This window comes from Specibacter sp. NPDC078709, from assembly GCF_040686795.1.
Lineage (GTDB): Bacteria > Actinomycetota > Actinomycetes > Actinomycetales > Micrococcaceae > Specibacter.
Window position 1 is genome coordinate 296878 of sequence record NZ_JBFBLU010000002.1, and the last position, 17839, is coordinate 314716.

A 17839-nucleotide genomic window follows, 5' to 3' on the forward strand; every position below is an offset into this window, starting at 1 on the left:
CACCTTCGATCAAGAATGCAGCCATGAGTGAGAAGCAACGTTGGAACCGGCCGCCTAACAACGGCAGAGCCGGTCAAGATGCGCGAGCCCCGCAGGCTCCCATCGCGCCCGTTGCGCCGCCCGTCATGAACACCATCTTCCTGATGCTGATAGGTGCTGCCGTTGCTCAAATCATCGCGGCCATCCTCGGGGTTCGCCATGCCGGCTCCGATGCCTATCGTGCGGAAACGATCACGAAGCTAGAGGCGACAGGCGTCAAGGACGTTACCACCGACATGCTGGAGATGATGTCTGTAGCGACCGTGGGAACCACCATTGTCGTAGCCGTGGCAGCAGTCATCTTGTACGTGCTGATTGCTCTGTTCCTGAAGAAAGGAATGGGTTGGGCGCGCCTTGCCGGAACCGGACTAGCGCTAATTTCATTCTCGCGCTACATGGGCGTCAGCACTCCCGGAGACCTGGCGACGCTGCTGCAGATCATCCTCGGCGTCGCTGCCATGGTCCTGTGCTTCATGGGCCCAGCAGCCGATTTCTTCAATGAGAAGAAGAAATACAAGCTGGCTCGCAGAAAGAACGCCCGCCTCGGCCGGTAGCGCCTCCCGGCCTCCCCAACCTCGCTGCGCTCGGCTGTGGCCCCTCGCCCGGTAGGCTTGTCCCCATGACTGCATCTGAAACACTCCGCGCCGACGGGCGCACCAACGACCAGCTTCGCGACATCACCATCACCCGCGGCTGGTCCAAACAGGCCGAAGGTTCGGCCCTGATCGAATTCGGCAACACCCGCGTACTCTGCACCGCCTCTCTGACCCCCGGCGTCCCGCGCTGGCTCAAGGGCGAAGGCACCGGCTGGGTCACGGCCGAATACGCCATGCTCCCGCGCGCCACGAATACCCGCAACTCTCGTGAATCCGTCAAGGGCAAGATCGGCGGCCGCACCCATGAGATCTCTCGCCTGATCGGTCGCTCACTGCGCTCCATCATCGATACCAAGGCCCTCGGCGAAAACACCATTGTGCTGGACTGTGACGTGCTTCAGGCCGACGGTGGCACCCGCACCGCGGCCATCACCGGCGCCTACGTGGCACTGGCCGACGCCATTGCGTTCGCCAAGGAAAACAAGCTGATCGCCAAGAACGCCCAGCCGCTGATCGACACCGTCTCGGCCATCTCCGTCGGCATCATCGACGGCGTCCCCATGCTGGATCTGCCCTACGTTGAAGACGTGCGCGCCGAGACCGACATGAACGTCGTTGTCACCGGATCCGGCAAGTTCGTTGAAGTCCAAGGTACGGCTGAAGGCGCACCATTCGATCGCGACGAGCTCAACCAGCTGCTGGACCTGGCCCTGATCGGCACCACGCAGCTGGCGCAGATCCAGCGCGAGACCCTCGGCAGCTAATGAGCGCGCCCAAACTGGTCCTCGCCACCCACAACCAGGGCAAGCTAAGGGAGCTGCGCGAGCTGCTCCGTGGCCAGATTCCTGGTCTGGATGTGGATACTGACGTGCTCGACGCCGGAGCTATCGATGCCCCGGATGTTGCCGAAACAGGTGTCACCTTCGCGGCGAATGCCCGGCTGAAGGCTCACGCTGTGGCCCAGTTCAGCGGCGCTTTGGCTATTGCCGACGATTCAGGCTTGGCCGTGGACGTGCTGGGAGGAGCACCTGGCATCTTCTCGGCGCGCTGGGCTGGCGCACACGGGGACGATCAAGCCAATCTGAATCTGTTGCTGGCGCAGCTGGCTGACATTGCACCCGAGCACCGTGGCGCGCGTTTTGTGTGCGCAGCAGCTCTGGCTAGCCCGGATGGGTCCTTGGACATAGTGGAGGAGGGGACCCTTGAGGGAACCTTGTTTGCTGAGCCTCGGGGCGAAGGCGGCTTCGGCTATGACCCGATCCTGCAGCCGATGGGTATGGAGGTTTCCTGTGCCGAGCTGAGCAGCTCGGAGAAGAACGCCATCAGCCATCGCGGTAACGCTTTCCGGGCGCTGCTGCCACACATCGTGAAGGCACTTTCCTAAGCGACCGAAGCAGTTCTTGCACTGTTCCTTGGGAAATCGAACTTCTTGGAAATCGAACGCCCGCGGAAGCCGAAAGGGGGAGTAGTGAGCAATGTTCATGAAGAACGTTGCTGACTACTCCCCTTTCGAGGTGATGAGGGGTGAAGCGAGGTGAGAAGACGTGGCGGACAGCGGATTCGCGGCAGTTCCGATGCCGCCGAAGCTGCTAGCGGTGCTTAGGCTTGCGCTGCGTTCTTCTTGCGTCGCTTGCTTATGGCCTTCAGGAACTCGATGCCAATGGGGATGACGGAGACAGCCACGATTGCCAAGAAGATGATGTCGAGGTTGTTCTGAACCCAGGGGAAGTTGTTACCCAGAACGTAGCCGAGGTAGGTTACCCCTCCTGCCCAGGCAATAGCTCCGATGGCGTTGAAGAGAAGGAACTTGCGCATGTCCATCTTGGCGACCCCGACAATGACCGGGACAAAGGTGCGCACAATGGGCACGAAGCGGGCCAAGATCAGAGCCTTGCCTCCGTGCCTTTCAAAGAATGCGTGAGCGCTGTCCACGTGCTGCTTCTTAAAGAGCCGTGAGTCAGGCTTGTTGAAGATGGCCGGGCCAGCCTTGTACCCGATGTAGTAACCGAGTTGATTACCAACAAACCCCGAGACCACCAGCATGGCTATCAGTACCCAAATGTTCACGGGCATGGCGCCGGTGCTCACCAACAGGCCAGCGGTGAAGAGCAAGGAATCGCCCGGCAGGAAGAAACCCACCAGCAAGCCGGTCTCGGCGAAGATGATGCCGCAGGCAATGATGACTACCCAAAAGCCCATGGCTGGGTGGTTCAAGAGGTTCATGGGATCGAGCCAGTCGGGCAGCAGTCCCAAAGAAGGAACGGCCCCGTGGCCCACGAGAGCGGGCAGGGCAGAGTCATTCAAAGCAGTTAGTATCACACTCCAAGATTACGGCACTTCTCTGTGAGTTCTCTCCACCCACAGGAGGATATTGAGGGTTGACATGGACTACTAAGGTTATATGGTTAGTTACATGAGTAATGAACCGACGAGGCTAGCACGACTGCCGGCAACAGGGGAGGTGGTTGCAGGTGATCGATGACAGTAGGCCGATCTTTATGCAGATCGCCCAGATGATCGAAAACGACATTGTGGACGGCATCTTGCTAGAAGAGGCGCAGGTTCCCTCCACGAATGAATTTGCCGCCTTCCATAGGATCAATCCGGCCACGGCAGCCAAGGGCGTGAACCGGCTGGTAGATGACGGAATCCTTTATAAGAAACGGGGAATTGGCATGTTTGTTGCCACTGGTTCCCGGGCCGTCCTGGTGGGGCGACGCCGGGAGGATTTTTATGAACAATTCGTCCGCCCGCTGGCCCGGGAAGCTCGAAAACTGGGCATCGACTCCGAGCAGCTGCTGACCATGATGGCCCGTGAATCGACCGCGGACGTGGAAAACGCAATAGTTACCGAGAAAGAAGGCGCGCTATGAGCAGTCCCATCGTTCAAGTGCAGAACCTCTCCCGGAGGTACCGGGACGTCACGGCGCTCGACGGCGTCAACCTCACCTTGGAACGGGACAAGATCTACGGATTGCTGGGCCGCAATGGTGCTGGCAAAACCACGCTCATGTCCATCCTGACCGCACAGGGCTTTGCCAGCTCGGGCGAGGTTCAGGTCTTCGGTGAACACCCTTACGAAAATGAAAAGGTGCTCAGCCGCATCTGCTTCATCCGAGAGTCTCAAAAGTACCCGGATGACTTCAAACCGGTGCACGCGTTCAAGGCGGCTGCCCTGTTCTACAAGAACTGGGACCACGCCATGGCGTTGAGTCTTGCGGAGGAATTCCAGCTGCCCATGAAACGGCGGATCAAGAAGCTCTCCCGCGGTCAGCTTTCGGCGGTGGGGGTCATCATCGGTTTGGCTTCCCGTGCCGAGCTGACGTTCTTTGACGAGCCGTATCTGGGGCTTGACGCGGTGGCCCGCCAGCTATTCTACGACCGGTTACTCGCCGATTATGCGCAGTTCCCGCGCACCATTGTGCTGTCCTCGCACCTGATCGACGAGGTAGCGAACCTGCTCGAGCACGTCATCATCATCGACAAGGGCCGCATCCTGATCGACGACGACGCGGAGAACATCCGAGGTTCGGCGGTCAATGTGGCAGGGGCCAGTGCGCGTGTGGAGTCCTTTGCCGCCGGGCGGACCATCCTGCACCGCGAAAACGTCGGCGCACTGCTTTCGCTGACCATCGAGGGAACGCTAAGTACCGCCGAACGCCGCGAGGCGCAGGAGCTAGGGCTGGAAGTGGGCCCGGTCTCGCTGCAGCAATATGTCATTAGAAAGACGCTCGACGCCGGAGCTCCCCTTGAGCGCGCGGCCACAGGAGCACAACCGGTCAAGTCCGCCGGCACCCCAACCCGGACGGGAGCAAGACGATGAGTGCCACCATGAACGCCACAAACACCACGGTGAACCGCAATGCCGGACACCGTGCCCTGGCGGTTGCCAGGATGCAACTCATCAGCAAATGGACATTTCTGGGCATACCGGCTGTCATCATAGCCAGCGCATTCCTGCTTAGTACCGTCATTTGGGCGCTGATTCCGAATACCGTGGATGTGAAGTACTCCGGCGCCGGCCAGGCGGTCATGTGGTATTTCTTTGGTCTGGGCATCCAGTCGCTGACGTTGAGTTTCCCGTTCTCCCAGGGGCTAAGTGTGAGCCGGCGCAGCTTCTTCCTCGGCACGGTGGGACTGTTCACGGTGCTCGCGGCCGCCATCTCCGCCCTCTACGTGGTCCTTGGGATCATCGAGAAGGCCACCAAGGGATGGGGTTTGCAGGGCCAGATGTTCGCCATTGAATGGGTCGCCGAAAGGTCCTGGTTCGTTCAATGGTTCTTCTACTTTGTGCTCATGATGTTCTTGTTCCTGCTGGGCTTCTGGGCGGCCACGGTCTACAAGCGCTGGCAGGCCACCGGAGTGCTTGTCATGACGCTCTCGGCGGCCGTGCTGCTGGTGGGTGCCGTTGCCCTTATTACCCTGCAGGGCTGGTGGCCGGCGGTTGGCGCCTGGATTGTTGCGCTGACCCCGCTCACAATCGGCGCCTTGGCCTTTGTCCTGGTGATTGTGCTGGGCGTGGCCGCGTACCTGACCTTGCGCCGGGCTACACCCTAGCGATCTCCCGCACCCCAACCCCATCGATAGGGTGAGGCACGACGTCGGACCCAACCGTCCGGCGTCGTGCCTCAGCTTTTCCTTGGGGGAGCTCGGGCGGAAAACCATGTGAGAAACGGCTCGGAGTGCGGTGGCTGTGGGCGCCCGGGGTAGCCTTGAAGGGTGGCTTTGGACTTTACTGCGATTGATTTTGAAACTGCCAACGGATTTAGGGGATCGCCCTGCTCCGTTGGTCTTACAAGGGTCCGCGGTGGGGTGATTGTTGAGGAGGGGTATTGGCTCATGCGCCCACCGGAGGGGCATGACCACTTTGATTCGCGCAACATCACCATTCACGGCATCACCCCCGACGACGTCGCCGCGGCCCCGCGCTTTGCCGATGTCTTTGGCGAGGTCAACGCGTTCATTGGTGGCGACGCGCTCGTGGCACACAATGCGGCCTTCGATCTTGGCGTGATCCGATCGGCCGCCGAGGTCTCCGGCATGAGAGCACCTGCGTTCGATTACGCCTGCACCGTGGTGCTCTCGCGGAAGAACTATTCACTGCCCTCGTACTCGCTGCCGTTTGTGGCCGAGGCTGCCGGTGTTCCGCTGCGCAACCACCACGACGCCACGGAGGATGCCCGTGCCTGTGCCGGGATCATGGTGGACATTGCTGGCAAACACAGCGTTGACTCGGTCCGCGGTGTGTTTGAGTCAATGAGGTTGTCCATGCCGCACGCCGGTGCTTACAACCCAGCCACCGACGAGGTCTCCAAGGCCACTCGTTCAGCTTTGGAGCGCATCGCAGAGATGAAGGACGGGATGGCCAACGGCACAGCCCGCGGCGGCCGCTCCAGCTGGTCCACCGAAGGCCCTAACCCGGAGCCGAATGTCCACGCAGATGTGGCCCATCCGCTGTTTGGCCAAACCGTGGTGTTCACCGGTGACCTGAGCCTGGGCCGGCCCGAGGCCAAGCTAAAAGCCGCCGTCCATGGAGCTCAATGCGCCAGCAACGTGACCTTGAAGACGACAGTTCTGGTGGTGGGCAGTGGTTTTACCTCCGCCGATCTACGCAGCGGCCGGCTGACGTCCAAGGCCAAGCGGGTGCTGGATTTACAACGCCGCGGGCAGGGCATCGAGGTGCTCTCCGAGGGCGAGTTCATGCAGATGGTGGGCTAGTTTCGCCGGGCTGCGCAGGACTAGGCTTTCTGCCATGGCCCACCTGCGCATGTATGACGATGCCGACCCGCTCCTGATACGCCTGCGCTCTCTCTGTCTGGCTTTCCCGGAAGCCGTGGAAAAGGAAACCTTTGGCCGGCCCACGTTCCGCTGCGGGAAGATCTTTGCCTACTTTGGCCAAGGACAGAAGGGCCAGCCACGGGAAGCCTCAGTCCAAATTCTGCCCGAGGCTGATGAACGCGAGGCGCTCTTGGCGGATAAGCGGTTCTACATCCCCTCCTATATTGGGCCGTACGGCTGGGTGGGACTGGACCTGCGCATCGGGCGCCTTGACTGGCAAGAAATTGCCGAACTGCTCGATAGCTCCTACCGGCGGATTGCCCCTGCCCGGTGTTTGGCACTGCTGGACCGGGACGGTTCCCCGGCGGACCGGCACCTTTGACTGATGGCTGTGCCTGTCTGTGCCTGCCGATGCGCCCGTTCGTCATGCGGCGCAACAAACGTAGGAAACGCGCGGTGTGCAGTTCTACTCTGAGCTATGAGTCAACTCGCAGACGTTCCCGCAGCCACTGAATTCATCCAACTCGAATTCACGGGCCAGGAATCCGTTCCGCCGGCCCAGGCCGGTCTGCTCAAGCGCATCTTTGCTTTTCCCAACCCCGTCAACGAATACGCTGCGCGCTGCACGGCGGGCCTTGTAGTGGTCATGGCGCTGGTGGCAATCCTGACTCAGTGGGAATGGTTGGTGGCAGTCATTGCCGCAGGGTTCATCCTGCGCCTGGCCTTTGGCCCGCGAATCTCCCCGGCCGCACTGCTATCAGTGAAGGTCTTGGCGCCTCGCTTGGGTCAGCCCAAATTGGTGCCGGGCCCACCCAAGCGATTTGCTCAGGGCATCGGGGTGTTTATGTCCGTCGCTGCCTTTATTCTGCTGCTGGCCGACGTGCCGCTGGCCGGATGGGCTCTGATGGCCCTGCTGTTGGTGGCGGCCTCGCTGGAATCATTCATTGGTCTGTGCCTGGGCTGCATCCTTTTCGGCGCCTTGGTGCGCCGCGGACTCATCCCCGCCGGAATCTGCGACGAGTGCGCCAACGTCAGCTTCCGGAGCCGTTGAGGACGGCGCCAGCTCTATTCCCCGGTGGTCAGCTTGATAAAGTCCGCTCCGAGGCGGCGGATCAACGCAGGGGCCTCGCACAGCGTCAACCACGACGCCGGCAGCGCAGCTTCTCCGTAGTACGCACCGAGGATGTTCCCGGCAATAGAGGCAGTGGAGTCGCTGTCCCCACTGTGGTTGGTGGCGAGGCGGATGGCGGCCAAGAAATGATCCACCGGGGAGCCTGCCGTCGCCTCAGTGGCCAAGACGGAGTAGAGCGCAACAGCCAAAGCTTCTTCGGCTACCCAACCCAGCCCCAGTGCATCGGTGAGCGAATCGCCGGACAAGAGTCCGCCGTCGTGCGTGGAACGAGTCGTGGACATAGCGCCGGAAAGGCTCAAGGATGACTCGAGCCGGGCCAGCAGCTCCGGATCTGCGGAAGGCTCCGAGATGGCGCGGGCCTGGGTGGATTCGGCGGCCGCACGCAACGGGAGCCCAACAACGACGAGCTGGTGGATGAGCCAGCTGAAGGCTCCGGAGGACTGGCGGGCGGAGGGGTGGCCGTGAGTCAGGGATGCGGCGTCGGAGCTGATCTTGTAGATGGTTTCCGCATCAACATTGGGTAAGAGGCCATAGGGGGCCGAGCGCATGACGGTCCCACAGCCCTTGGAATCGGGGTTGACCGGGCGGAAAACGGTGCCCATCTCGCCGGTGGCCAGACCCGTAACGCAGGCGTTGCCGGGGTGGCGCTGATGGTGGAGGACACTCTGGGAATCGATCCAACGAGGTGCCTGCGCGGGGGCATGACCGGCGGCCTCAATGCCCTGGGTTTTGAGCCAGCGCAGGTAGGCGAGCCACTGGCAGGCGTTGATGTCGGCGCTGATGCCGTTGTTGGCCCATTCCAGTACGTCCAGGAGGCCGTCGAGCGTGTACAGGGTCATCTGGGTGTCGTCTGAGAAGTGCGCAATTCCCGGTGCCTGAGACAAATCCACCAGCAAGGCCGAGCCGAACTTTGCCCGGATCTCGGTGAGCGAATCAAACTCGACCAGGTAGCCGAACGCGTCGCCCAGCGCGCCGCCCATGAGGGTGCCCTGAACACGGCTGGCAAAGTCGGCGGGGACAGGGGAGTGAAAGCGAGTTGTCATGTCTCTAATTTAGCGTTGTTCCGGGGCAGCCGCGGGCCATGGGAATGGGGCGCCGTTGGGTGAGTTGGTGCCCAGTAGACTCTAGGGTGCGGCGAGTTCTAGCGCCCACCAGCATTTGGCCGCTCTGCAAAGGGTCGCCACCCAGCGAACACCACACGCAGCGCCACCCAGAACCACAGCCCCGCCCAAGAATAAGGAGACCCATGCGCGAGCCCGCCTGGCGACGGACCGGAAAAACACCCGACTACCGCTTTTCATTGGCCAATGAACGCACGTTTCTAGCCTGGGTGCGCACCGCGCTGGCACTGTTGGCAGGTGCCGTGGCGATCGACCAGCTGGCCCCTGAAATTGCGCCGCCTATGATTCGTATCATCTTGTGCATGGTGCTGGCGGTGATTGGTGCGGTGCTGGCTATTGTCAGCTACCGCCGTTGGGCCCACCAGGAACAGGCCATGCGCAACGACCAGGAATTGCCGCACTCGTGGCTGATGCTGGGCATGACAGTTGTTGTCTCGCTCGCCGCCATCATTTTCGCCGTGCTGATTCTGGTCAAGCCGTAGCATGACTCCCTCCGTTGCCCCTGTCCGGGACCCCGGCTTGCAGCCCGAACGCACTGCATTGTCGTGGCGCCGGACCATCATGAGCGCAGTGGTGGCCGACATCCTCATTTGGCGGGGCTGGCTTCAAGCACTGACCGGCAGCGGGGCCGGTGCGTTGGCCGATGGCCACGCCGCTCAGGTAGTGGGTTTAGGGATCTGCGCAGCCATCGCCTGCGTGACCACCATCATTTTGGTGTTCTGCGCCGTAATGCGGATCCGTCTGCTCCACGCCGGGGTCGGCGCCCTGGAGACGGAGTCTCACATAGCGGTTCCGGCTCTTATCTTACGCACAGCTTTGGCCGCTATAGTTGCTCTGGCTGCCGCCACCGTGTGTGCGCTGGCGCTTGGGATGTAAGCCCGCTGGCCTGACAGCCGGCCCCAGCGTCCCAGGGCCCCGCTTCCCAGCGTCCCGGACCCCCGCAGCACAGCGCAGCAGCCCCATTTTGTTTGCCAGTTTTGTTTCCCAGTCGAAGGATTTACACACCATGACTTCATCCGGAACGGCCACGGCCCCGGTACACGCCTACCCGCTCAGCACCCGAGTGGCCATTGAGGGGCTGGGCAGCTTTTTCATCGTGTTTGCCGGCCTCGGCACGGCACTTTTCAGCTCAGGCGGTTCCGGCTCCACGGTGGGGTTCGCGTACGGCTTGGCCATGGTGGCTGCCATCATTTCCTTTGGGCACGTCACCAACGGCTACTTCAACCCGGCGTTCACCCTTGGCATGGCTGTGGCCGGCCGGCTGAAATTCACCGCAGCCGGACTGTACATTGTGGCGCAGACCGTCGCCGCTGTCCTGGCCTCGGCCGTGTGGCTCGCCTTGATGAACGTCATGCCCGCCGGTGCCACCCCTGCCACGCCTGAACTCTTCGGTGCCCTGGCCAACGGCTTTGACTCTCACTCTCCCTCGCAGGTGCCCATGGTTGGCGTCCTCATCGTGGAGATCGTTGCCGTAGCCGTGCTGACCGGGCTCCTCCTGGGTGCCAGCTCCGCCCGCAACAAGACCACCCTGGGCCCGGTTGCGATTGGCTTGGCCTTTGCCGTCGCGGTCGCCATCACCATGCCCGTGAGCAATGGCTCGCTGAACCCGGCCCGCGCCACGTCCGTGGTGTTCCTGGCCGACTCCTGGGTTGCCGGCCAGCTCTGGCTGTTCTGGGCCGCCCCGCTGTTTGGTGCCGCCCTGGCCGCCGCCATCTACCGGTCCTTCGCCCCCGCTCAGGTGGCCGCCGCGCCCCTGATGGACGACGCCGGTGCCCCCTCCGCCAACTCCGCCGCCGTTGTTTCTTCCGCGGCTGCGGTGACGGACGCTTCCGCCAGTGATGTTGAGGCAGCAGTTGCCGCCCCGGCACCGGCTGTAACGTTGACGAAGCCCGTCGACGACGCCCAAGCCTTCTTCGACGCCCCCAAGAAATAGCTTGACCCAACGCTCTCGCAGCAATGGCTGGTTTTCTCTAAACGCTCTCGCAGCAATGGATGGTTTCTACTAGACGCTCTCTCAACCTTTGGTTGGGGGAGCGTTTTGTGTACGGCTAAGGTTGAAGCATGCTGATCTTCTCTCTGCTCTTTCTTGCCGCCTGCTCACTGGGCGTTCCCGCGCTCAACCATGCGTGTGCCGCCGGAAAAATCAGGAAGAATCCGCTGGTGGGAATCCGCACCGCCAAGACCATGGTCAGCGAGGAAACCTGGCAGGCGGGGCATGCCGCGGCTGTCCAGCCCATGTGGGTCAGCGGAATTGCCGCGGCCGCCATTTCGTTGGCCGGGCTGTTGTTCCTAGACGCGCCCGGCACCCAGATGATCATGGTGTTGCTGGCCTGCGCCCTGCTGTTCGTGGCAGTGGTCTACGGGGCCAAACTGGCCAACGTCGCCGCCGTCGAAGCCCTGACAGTGGAGAAAACCCGCCGCTGATCCGGGCTGCGACCCCCATCGGAACCAGCCGGAATGGCCGGAGGCCGCACTGTTGCACGCCGCCCACGGCGACGCCTGGTCTTTGAATGTCGGTGCCCTCCGATACCTTGGAAGCATGAAGCTTCTGCACACCTCAGACTGGCATTTGGGCAGGTCGTTCCACGGCGTTGGAACCCTGGCGGCACAACGGCGCTTTGCCGACCAGCTCCTTGACACTGTCACGGCGGAAAAGGTCGACGTCGTCTTGGTCGCCGGTGATGTTTACGACCGCGCACTGCCCAGTGTCGACGTCGTGAACCTCTTTGATGACATCCTGGCCCGGCTCAATTCAGCAGGTGTGCAGGTGATTGTCACCAGCGGCAACCACGACTCCGCCACCAGGCTCGGTTTCGGCGGCCGGCTGCTCGAGAGCGCCGGCGTCCACCTGCGCACCCGCATTGCTGATCTGGCCACGCCCATCCTGTTGCCACTGAACGGAAGTAGCGGTGGGCCGGTGGTGGCCATTTACGGCATCCCCTACCTGGAACCCAGGCTAGTTGCAGAGGAACTGGGTGTGGAAAACGGCACGCATTTCAGCGTCACCGAAGCCGCCCTGAAACTTATTGAGGCCGACCTCGCCACCCGGGCCGCCGGCACCCCCTCGGTGGTCCTTGCCCATACTTTCGCCAGTGGCGGCATCACCTCGGCCAGTGAGCGGGAGCTGTCCGTCGGGGGAGTGGGTGCGGTCCCGCTAGACCTGTTTGACCCCTTTAGTTACACGGCGCTGGGGCACCTGCACGGCCCGCAGCGGCTCAGCAACACGGTGCGTTATTCGGGCTCACCGCTACCGTATTCCTTTTCCGAGGCGGCCCACAATAAGGGGGCCTGGCTGCTGGAGATCACTGAAGCGGGCCTGGGCGCTGTCACCAAGGTCGACTGGGCCCCGGAACGGGCTTTGAGTATCTTGGCAGGAAAGCTTGAGGACTTGCTGGTCGAAGAAAAATGGGCCCACGCCGAGGACCACTTCTGCCAAATCACCCTCACGGACAATGACCGCCCGGAACTGGCCATGGAGCGGCTGCGCACCCGATTCCCGCACACCCTGGTGCTCATGTTTGCGCCCGAGGTTGCCCGTGAGGCTGACAAGCAGAGCTACGGATCTCGTATTGCCCAGGCCACGGATGAACTGGAGCTGTGCTGCGGATTCCTTGACCATGTGCGCCACCGCGCCGCGAACGACGACGAACAGAAACTCCTGCGCGCAGCCTTGGCTTCCGTGCGGGAAGGGGAGGCAGCGCAATGAGAATCCACCGTTTGGAAATCCAGGCCTTTGGTCCGTTTGCGGGCCGGGAGATCATTGACTTTGACCAGCTGGGTGCGCAGGGCCTTTTCCTGCTCAACGGCTCCACCGGTGCCGGGAAAACCAGTATTCTCGATGCCATTGCCTATGCCCTGTACGGGCAAGTGCCCGGTTCACGCTCCGGCAGCACCAGCGCGCTGCGCAGTCACCACGCAGCAGAAGGTGTGGCCCCGGAGGTGCTGTGCGAATTCACTGCGGGCGGCCGGCGCCTTGAAGTGGTGCGCAGCCCCGAGTGGATGCGGCCGGTCAAGCGCGGGACAGGGACAACGCGCGAGCAGGCCAGTACCCAACTGCGGGAGAAAACCGCTGACGGCTGGGAAGTGAAGTCGACCCGCAATGACGAGGCAGCCAGCGAGATCCACCAGTTGCTGGGTATGTCCATGGCCCAGTTCACCAAGGTGGTCCTGCTGGCACAGGGCGACTTTGCCGCGTTCCTGCGCGCCACTGCAACCGAACGGCAGGCGCTGCTGCAAAAGCTGTTTGGGACCGATATTTATCAGGGTGTGGAAGCCCGTCTGGCTGTGGACGCCAAGGAAGCCAACGCCGCTGTCAACGCGGGACTGGGCGCACTGGAAACCACAGAACAGGTGGCCCGCAGCAACAGTTCGCCCGTGTTGGCCCGCGAAGCCGAACATCTGGCCGGTGAAGCTGTGACACCTGACCAGGCGGACCCAGCTGACCAGACGGGAGAGGCGGAGCAGACGGACCCATCGGACCAAGCAGAGCAGGCGGGGGAGCCCGGCGACGCAGAGCTGTCCCTCAGCGAACTTCAGGGGCGCGAGCTCTTTGCTGCCCTGAAGCAGCGACTCGCACAAGCGGTGGGACGCACGGAATCCCATGCCGAAGCGACCCGGTTGCGCGCAGTGGCGCTGGGGGAAACCGTCAGTTCAGCAAAGGAACGGAGCCGCCGGCACCAGGCGCTGGCCGCAGCTGTCGCCGAACGAGCAAGGTTGCTGGGACTCGCACAGGAGGAGTCCCGGTGGCGGGAACGGCAGGACCGGCACCACCAGGCCCAAGTGCTGTCCGGCGTGGTGGGTGCGGCAGCCAAGACTGCCGCCGAGAACACCCATGCCCGTTCCACAGCCGACGCTGCTGCAGTTGGCGTCGATGCGAATCCAGTGGCCTCGGAACTGCTCGGACAAGACGCAGCAACGGCCACCACAGCGGACCTTGAAACTCTCGACCGCGAACTGACCAAGCAGCTGACCACGGTTGAAGCGGCAGTTCCTGACGAGGAACGCCACCGGGAAAAGACCGCGCAGCTGGCCCGGAATGAGAAGGCCCTGGCGCTGGCCCGCGAGCAGCAGGAGCAACAGACAACCGCCGTGGAAGCGGCCAAAGTCAGGCTGGGTGAGGTGCTGGCACACCAAGACGAGTTGCGGGACGGCGGACACAATGTTGACCAAAGCGCCCAGTCAGCCAAAGACGCCGCCGCGCTTGTCGCAACCATTGAGGAATACCTTTTGCACAGCGGCGTGGTGGAGCGGCTGTGCCTGGCCGAGACCAGCGCCCGCGAGTACGCAGTGACGGCCAAGGAAAAATGGTTGGCAGCCATGGATCAACGCCTCAGCCAGGCGGCCGGACAACTGGCGGAAACGCTGGAAGATGGGCAGCCCTGCATGGTCTGCGGCAGCACCATCCACCCTGATCCGTCGCCACTGGCCGGCACCGGTGCGGACTTGGTGAAGGCGGAAAAGTCCGCCAAGAAGGCTTCCGACTCAGCTGATGCGGCAGTGAACGAGGCCCGCACCAGCCTCTCGGAGGCGCGGAACACCCTCGCCGTGCTGGCCGAACGCGGAGGTGCCGGGGATCTCGAGAAGGCGCGGGACGCCGTCGAGCTCAAAAAACAAGAACTCAAGATTGCCACGGAGTCCGTGGCCGAGCTGGCTGCGCTGGACACGGAAGCAGCAACGCTGAACACGCGCATGGAACAGGCCCGGACGGATGGTGCCGCAGCAGCGGAACAAGCCGCATCACTGACGGCGGGCAGGACCGCCCTGGCACAGGAAATTGCCGTACTCACCGAACACCTGACCCAGGCCCGCAACGGCTACGGCTCACTGAAACAGCGGCGCGAGGCACTCCTTCAGGCGCAGGAGCCAGGCGCCGCGCTGCTTCTTGCCCTGCGGCGGAAGGCGACCGCAGCGGAGGCGGCCAAGGAAGCCGCAGACGCTATGGAGCAGGCGCTGGCGGAATCGGCCTTCGCCAATGCGGAGGAGGTGCGCGCGGCGTTGCTATCCCCGGCCGATGCTGCAGCCGTGGACCGGCAGCTCAAGGACCATGCCAAGGCAACTGCCGTCAATGCGGACCGGTTGGAAGCCCCCGAGGTGGTGCAGGCCGCGGCGGAAGCGGCGGAGGGCATCACCGCCCCCGATGGTGCCATGGTTGAACAGCTGGTTCACGACGCAGCTGCGGCACAGGCCGAGGCTGAAGCCGCATCGCTGGACTGGGGCATGGCACGCCGCGCCGCCACGCAGCTGCAGGGCACCGAGGTGCAGTTCATCACGTTGGAGGACGAGGTTGCGCCGTTGCGGGAGCGGGCCCAGTTGCTGACGGGACTCGCCGATGCCGTGCGCGGCGGTGGAGACAACCGGTACAAGATGACACTGAGCAGCTACGTCCTCGCCGCGCGGCTGGAGCAGGTGGCGTTGGCCGCCTCGCTGCGCCTGGCCACCATGAGCGACGCCCGGTACACCCTGCGCCACAGCGATGCGAAGAAGGGGAACCAGAAGGCAGGGCTGGGCCTTGAAGTGGTCGATGAATGGACCGGAATCAGCCGCGACACGGCCACGCTCTCGGGCGGGGAATCGTTTATGGCCTCACTGTCGCTGGCCTTGGGACTCTCGGATGTGGTGCAGCATGAATCCGGCGGACTGAACATTGAAACCCTGTTTGTCGACGAAGGCTTCGGCAGTCTCGATGAGCAGTCGCTGGAACAGGTCATGGATGCGCTGGAGGGATTGCGCGACGGCGGCCGGATGGTTGGCCTGGTCAGCCACGTTGCTGAGATGAAACAGCGCATACCCCTGCACCTGCACGTGCACAAGGGCCGCAACGGGTCAACCGTGGAGCTGAGAATGGCGGGGGCCGCCGCGCCGTGAGCAGGTAGACTTGCCGGGTCGTTGCTTGACGAAACCGGTGATTGGGACCGGCACAGGCAACGGCCCGCGACACATGTGAAAGCAGTAGTCATCACACCCTCCACAAATACCCCCACAGCCCCCGCCGTCAAGGGTGGGCGCTATTCGGTGCTGCCCCGGCTCGCCGGTGCCAGCTACATCCCCTTGGGCCTCTTTGCCCGGGTGCCGCTGGCGATGCAGACAATCGGTGTACTCACCATGGTCACCGCCGTCAGCACGTCCTACGCCGTCGGCGGCTTCGCCGCGGGCGCTGTGGGCGTGGGAGCCGCAATCGGGGCGCCGGTCATCGGCTTCCTCGCAGACCGTCTGGGCCAGAAGCGGGTGCTGCTGGTGCTGGCCGTGGTCAATGCGCTACTGCTTGCGGCCGTGGTGTTGCTCAGCTACACGGTCCTGTCCACCAATGGTGCCGGAATGGGCGACGGCGGTACCTTGGCCGTGATGGTCGCCGCCCTTTTGGTGGGGACCACCTCCCCGCAGGTGGGGCCTTTGTCTCGGGTGCGGTGGATGGCATTGAGCAAGCGCCTGCCCGCCAAGGAGCAGGGCCCGGCCGTGGACACGGCACTCTCCCTCGAAGGCACAGCCGACGAGGTGACGTTTGTCCTGGGCCCGGCGCTGGTGGGGCTGCTGGCCTCGCTCGTGGCACCGTGGCTGCCGCTGGCCATTGCCGCCGTCATGACGGCCGTCCTGGTGAGCCTATTTGCGGTGCACCGCACCGTTGAGGTGGTGGGCCCCAGGGTCGCGGCCAGCAGCATGGTGGGCAACGCCGGCTATGTTGCCAAGGAGAAGCCCAATTGGTTCCTAGTTGCCGTCCCCGTGGCCGGCATGCTGGCCATGGGCACCTTCTTTGGGTCTTCCCAAACGGCGCTGACTGCCTTCACCGGTGTTCACGGTTCAGTGGACCAGGCCGGGCTGATGTACGCAATCATGGGGTTGAGCTCCGCATTCACTGCATTGTCCGTGGCCTACTGGCCCAAGAAATTCAGCTACCCGTGGCGCTGGGTGGCGATTGCGGGGCTGATGGCCGCAGCGACGGTCATGTTCTTGGTTCCGACATCATTGGGACAGATGGCGTGGGTGTTGCTGTTGATGGGCCTGCCGGTGGGCCCCGTGATGGTTTCGATTTTCAGCGTGGGCAGCGTGGTGGCCCCCCAGCAGTGGATGGGCACCGTCATGACCGCGCTGTCCAGCGGCATTGTGGCAGGAACCGCGCTCGGCTCGGCAGTGTCCGGCTCGCTCGCACAGAGCATCGGCTACTCGGCAGCGTTCGTGGTCCCCATTGCCGCCGCGACAGCCCTGTTTGTGCTGGGCATGGTCTCAGTAGTGGTGCTGCGCCCCCGCAAGTCGTAACCGGCCTGCGGGCTGCCACATTGCTGGCGGTGGCTACGCCAGGAAGCTGAGTGCTGCATCCTTGAACTCACGTGAGGTCACCGTGTTGTTGTGGGTGCGGCCTTCGATGACCATTTGCTGTGCGTTGCCGCTGAGCTCTGCGAGCTGATTCATGGTGCGGGCTCGCTCATCCAAGCTGCCAGCAACGAGCAGCAGCGGCATCCGAGGAACAGCATCCGTTGGGTCGAAGGGCTCCATTTTCACGGCCTGAATCAGTGCCAGCAGGGCGAAGATGTCGTTGGAGGGGATGACCTGGGCCATGTTTAGCAGCCATGCCGTGGAGGGGTCAGCAATGGGGGTTCCATCGTTGAGGAAGTCTTGGGCGGCATTCAGATCAAAATCTGCCAGCGGATCTTCCGGGTTGGGTCCGCCCAGCACCATTTTTCGCACCAGCTCGGGCTGGGTTGCGCCAAATTCCCAGGCCAGACGGGCCCCGAGTGAATAGCCGATCAGGTCCACACCACTGCTGGGGTCGCCCTCCTTGAGCGGGCGGATGCCCGTATCAATGAGAATCTGCAGGAGGTCGGCACGGATCTTCCCGGGTGTGTAGGAGTCAAGATCGTAGGGTGCTGAACTTTGGCCGTGGCCGGGTAAATCAACGCTGATGACTTTTCGCCCAGCCCCAGTCAGTGCCTTGATCCAGCCGGTCTTGACCCAATTCAGTGCCACGGAGGAGGCAAAGCCGTGAATCAAGAAGACGGGGGGCAATGGAACAAGGTTTTCGGCGTCGAAAACCACCACGTTGAGCCCGGCTTGGGAGCCTTCAATGCTGTGCGGGGACACCGTAGCAGTGTGCTTACCTAGGGAAGACATGGGGGAACCTTTCCCGCGGCGGGCTGTGCCGCCGTCGTACGTCAACCATAGCGAAAACAAAGGTGCACTGC

The 17839-nt window shown here is 63.0% G+C and carries 19 protein-coding genes; 16 read left to right on the plus strand and 3 right to left on the minus strand.

What is annotated here, in order from left to right; translation table 11 throughout:
• The first annotated feature begins 23 nt into the window (after positions 1 to 23).
• The 3 genes from AB0P14_RS05415 (at position 24) to rdgB (ending at position 2019) form a co-directional block, all read left to right on the plus strand.
• Positions 24 to 593: a hypothetical protein gene (locus AB0P14_RS05415; RefSeq protein ID WP_363838734.1), complete on the plus strand. Its 570-nt coding sequence runs from the start codon at positions 24 to 26 to the stop codon at positions 591 to 593.
• Positions 594 to 658: 65 nt separating this feature from the next.
• On the plus strand, positions 659 to 1399 hold the full coding sequence (rph, locus tag AB0P14_RS05420) for a ribonuclease PH (RefSeq protein ID WP_363838737.1): 741 nt from the start codon (positions 659 to 661) through the stop codon (positions 1397 to 1399).
• Complete coding sequence (gene rdgB / locus AB0P14_RS05425; RefSeq protein WP_363838739.1) at positions 1399 to 2019, plus strand: RdgB/HAM1 family non-canonical purine NTP pyrophosphatase; 621 nt, start codon at positions 1399 to 1401, stop codon at positions 2017 to 2019. Before rph ends, rdgB begins: the two co-directional genes overlap by 1 nt.
• A 215-nt stretch (positions 2020 to 2234) precedes the next feature.
• Here rdgB and AB0P14_RS05430 read toward each other — a convergent pair whose 3' ends face one another.
• Complete coding sequence (locus AB0P14_RS05430; RefSeq protein WP_363838742.1) at positions 2235 to 2939, minus strand: VTT domain-containing protein; 705 nt, start codon at positions 2937 to 2939, stop codon at positions 2235 to 2237.
• A 194-nt stretch (positions 2940 to 3133) separates the two neighbouring features.
• Between AB0P14_RS05430 and AB0P14_RS05435 the strand changes: the two genes are divergently transcribed.
• The 6 genes from AB0P14_RS05435 (at position 3134) to AB0P14_RS05460 (ending at position 7464) form a co-directional block, all read left to right on the plus strand.
• Entirely contained in the window at positions 3134 to 3508 is a 375-nt protein-coding gene (locus AB0P14_RS05435; RefSeq protein WP_363838745.1) for a GntR family transcriptional regulator, read from the plus strand.
• A complete protein-coding gene (locus tag AB0P14_RS05440; protein WP_363838748.1) occupies positions 3505 to 4458 on the plus strand; it encodes an ABC transporter ATP-binding protein in 954 nt (317 codons plus the stop codon). The genes AB0P14_RS05435 and AB0P14_RS05440 overlap by 4 nt, the downstream gene beginning before the upstream one ends.
• A gap of 8 nt (positions 4459 to 4466) precedes the next feature.
• On the plus strand, positions 4467 to 5192 hold the full coding sequence (locus AB0P14_RS05445) for a hypothetical protein (RefSeq protein ID WP_363838751.1): 726 nt from the start codon (positions 4467 to 4469) through the stop codon (positions 5190 to 5192).
• A gap of 162 nt (positions 5193 to 5354) precedes the next feature.
• Positions 5355 to 6353 (plus strand): exonuclease domain-containing protein, encoded by a 999-nt coding sequence (locus AB0P14_RS05450; RefSeq protein ID WP_363838753.1) that lies wholly within the window; start codon positions 5355 to 5357, stop codon positions 6351 to 6353.
• A 34-nt stretch (positions 6354 to 6387) separates the two neighbouring features.
• Positions 6388 to 6795: an MmcQ/YjbR family DNA-binding protein gene (locus AB0P14_RS05455; protein ID WP_363838756.1), complete on the plus strand. Its 408-nt coding sequence runs from the start codon at positions 6388 to 6390 to the stop codon at positions 6793 to 6795.
• A 96-nt stretch (positions 6796 to 6891) separates the two neighbouring features.
• A complete protein-coding gene (locus AB0P14_RS05460) occupies positions 6892 to 7464 on the plus strand; it encodes a DUF4395 domain-containing protein (protein WP_363838759.1) in 573 nt (190 codons plus the stop codon).
• 14 nt (positions 7465 to 7478) lie between these two features.
• On the opposite strand, the gene AB0P14_RS05465 is transcribed toward AB0P14_RS05460, so the two are convergent.
• Complete coding sequence (locus AB0P14_RS05465) at positions 7479 to 8588, minus strand: ADP-ribosylglycohydrolase family protein (protein ID WP_363838763.1); 1110 nt, start codon at positions 8586 to 8588, stop codon at positions 7479 to 7481.
• A gap of 203 nt (positions 8589 to 8791) precedes the next feature.
• Between AB0P14_RS05465 and AB0P14_RS05470 the strand changes: the two genes are divergently transcribed.
• The 7 genes from AB0P14_RS05470 to AB0P14_RS05500 all read left to right on the plus strand — a co-directional run bounded on the left by AB0P14_RS05470 (position 8792) and on the right by AB0P14_RS05500 (position 16916).
• Entirely contained in the window at positions 8792 to 9148 is a 357-nt protein-coding gene (locus tag AB0P14_RS05470; protein WP_363838766.1) for a DUF202 domain-containing protein, read from the plus strand.
• Position 9149: 1 nt separating this feature from the next.
• Positions 9150 to 9542 (plus strand): DUF202 domain-containing protein, encoded by a 393-nt coding sequence (locus tag AB0P14_RS05475; protein WP_363838769.1) that lies wholly within the window; start codon positions 9150 to 9152, stop codon positions 9540 to 9542.
• Between the two features lie 130 nt (positions 9543 to 9672).
• Positions 9673 to 10599 (plus strand): aquaporin, encoded by a 927-nt coding sequence (locus AB0P14_RS05480; protein ID WP_363838772.1) that lies wholly within the window; start codon positions 9673 to 9675, stop codon positions 10597 to 10599.
• A gap of 128 nt (positions 10600 to 10727) precedes the next feature.
• On the plus strand, positions 10728 to 11090 hold the full coding sequence (locus tag AB0P14_RS05485; protein ID WP_363838775.1) for an SdpI family protein: 363 nt from the start codon (positions 10728 to 10730) through the stop codon (positions 11088 to 11090).
• Between the two features lie 115 nt (positions 11091 to 11205).
• The gene (locus tag AB0P14_RS05490; RefSeq protein WP_363838777.1) at positions 11206 to 12372 is read left to right on the plus strand and encodes an exonuclease SbcCD subunit D C-terminal domain-containing protein; all 1167 of its coding nucleotides are present in this window, start codon (positions 11206 to 11208) and stop codon (positions 12370 to 12372) included.
• Positions 12369 to 15530: an SMC family ATPase gene (locus AB0P14_RS05495; RefSeq protein ID WP_363838779.1), complete on the plus strand. Its 3162-nt coding sequence runs from the start codon at positions 12369 to 12371 to the stop codon at positions 15528 to 15530. The genes AB0P14_RS05490 and AB0P14_RS05495 overlap by 4 nt, the downstream gene beginning before the upstream one ends.
• A 75-nt stretch (positions 15531 to 15605) precedes the next feature.
• Complete coding sequence (locus tag AB0P14_RS05500) at positions 15606 to 16916, plus strand: MFS transporter (protein ID WP_363838783.1); 1311 nt, start codon at positions 15606 to 15608, stop codon at positions 16914 to 16916.
• 33 nt (positions 16917 to 16949) lie between these two features.
• Here AB0P14_RS05500 and AB0P14_RS05505 read toward each other — a convergent pair whose 3' ends face one another.
• Positions 16950 to 17768, minus strand: a complete 819-nt coding sequence (locus AB0P14_RS05505; RefSeq protein WP_363838786.1) for an alpha/beta fold hydrolase — start codon at positions 17766 to 17768, stop codon at positions 16950 to 16952.
• Positions 17769 to 17839 lie beyond the last annotated feature (71 nt).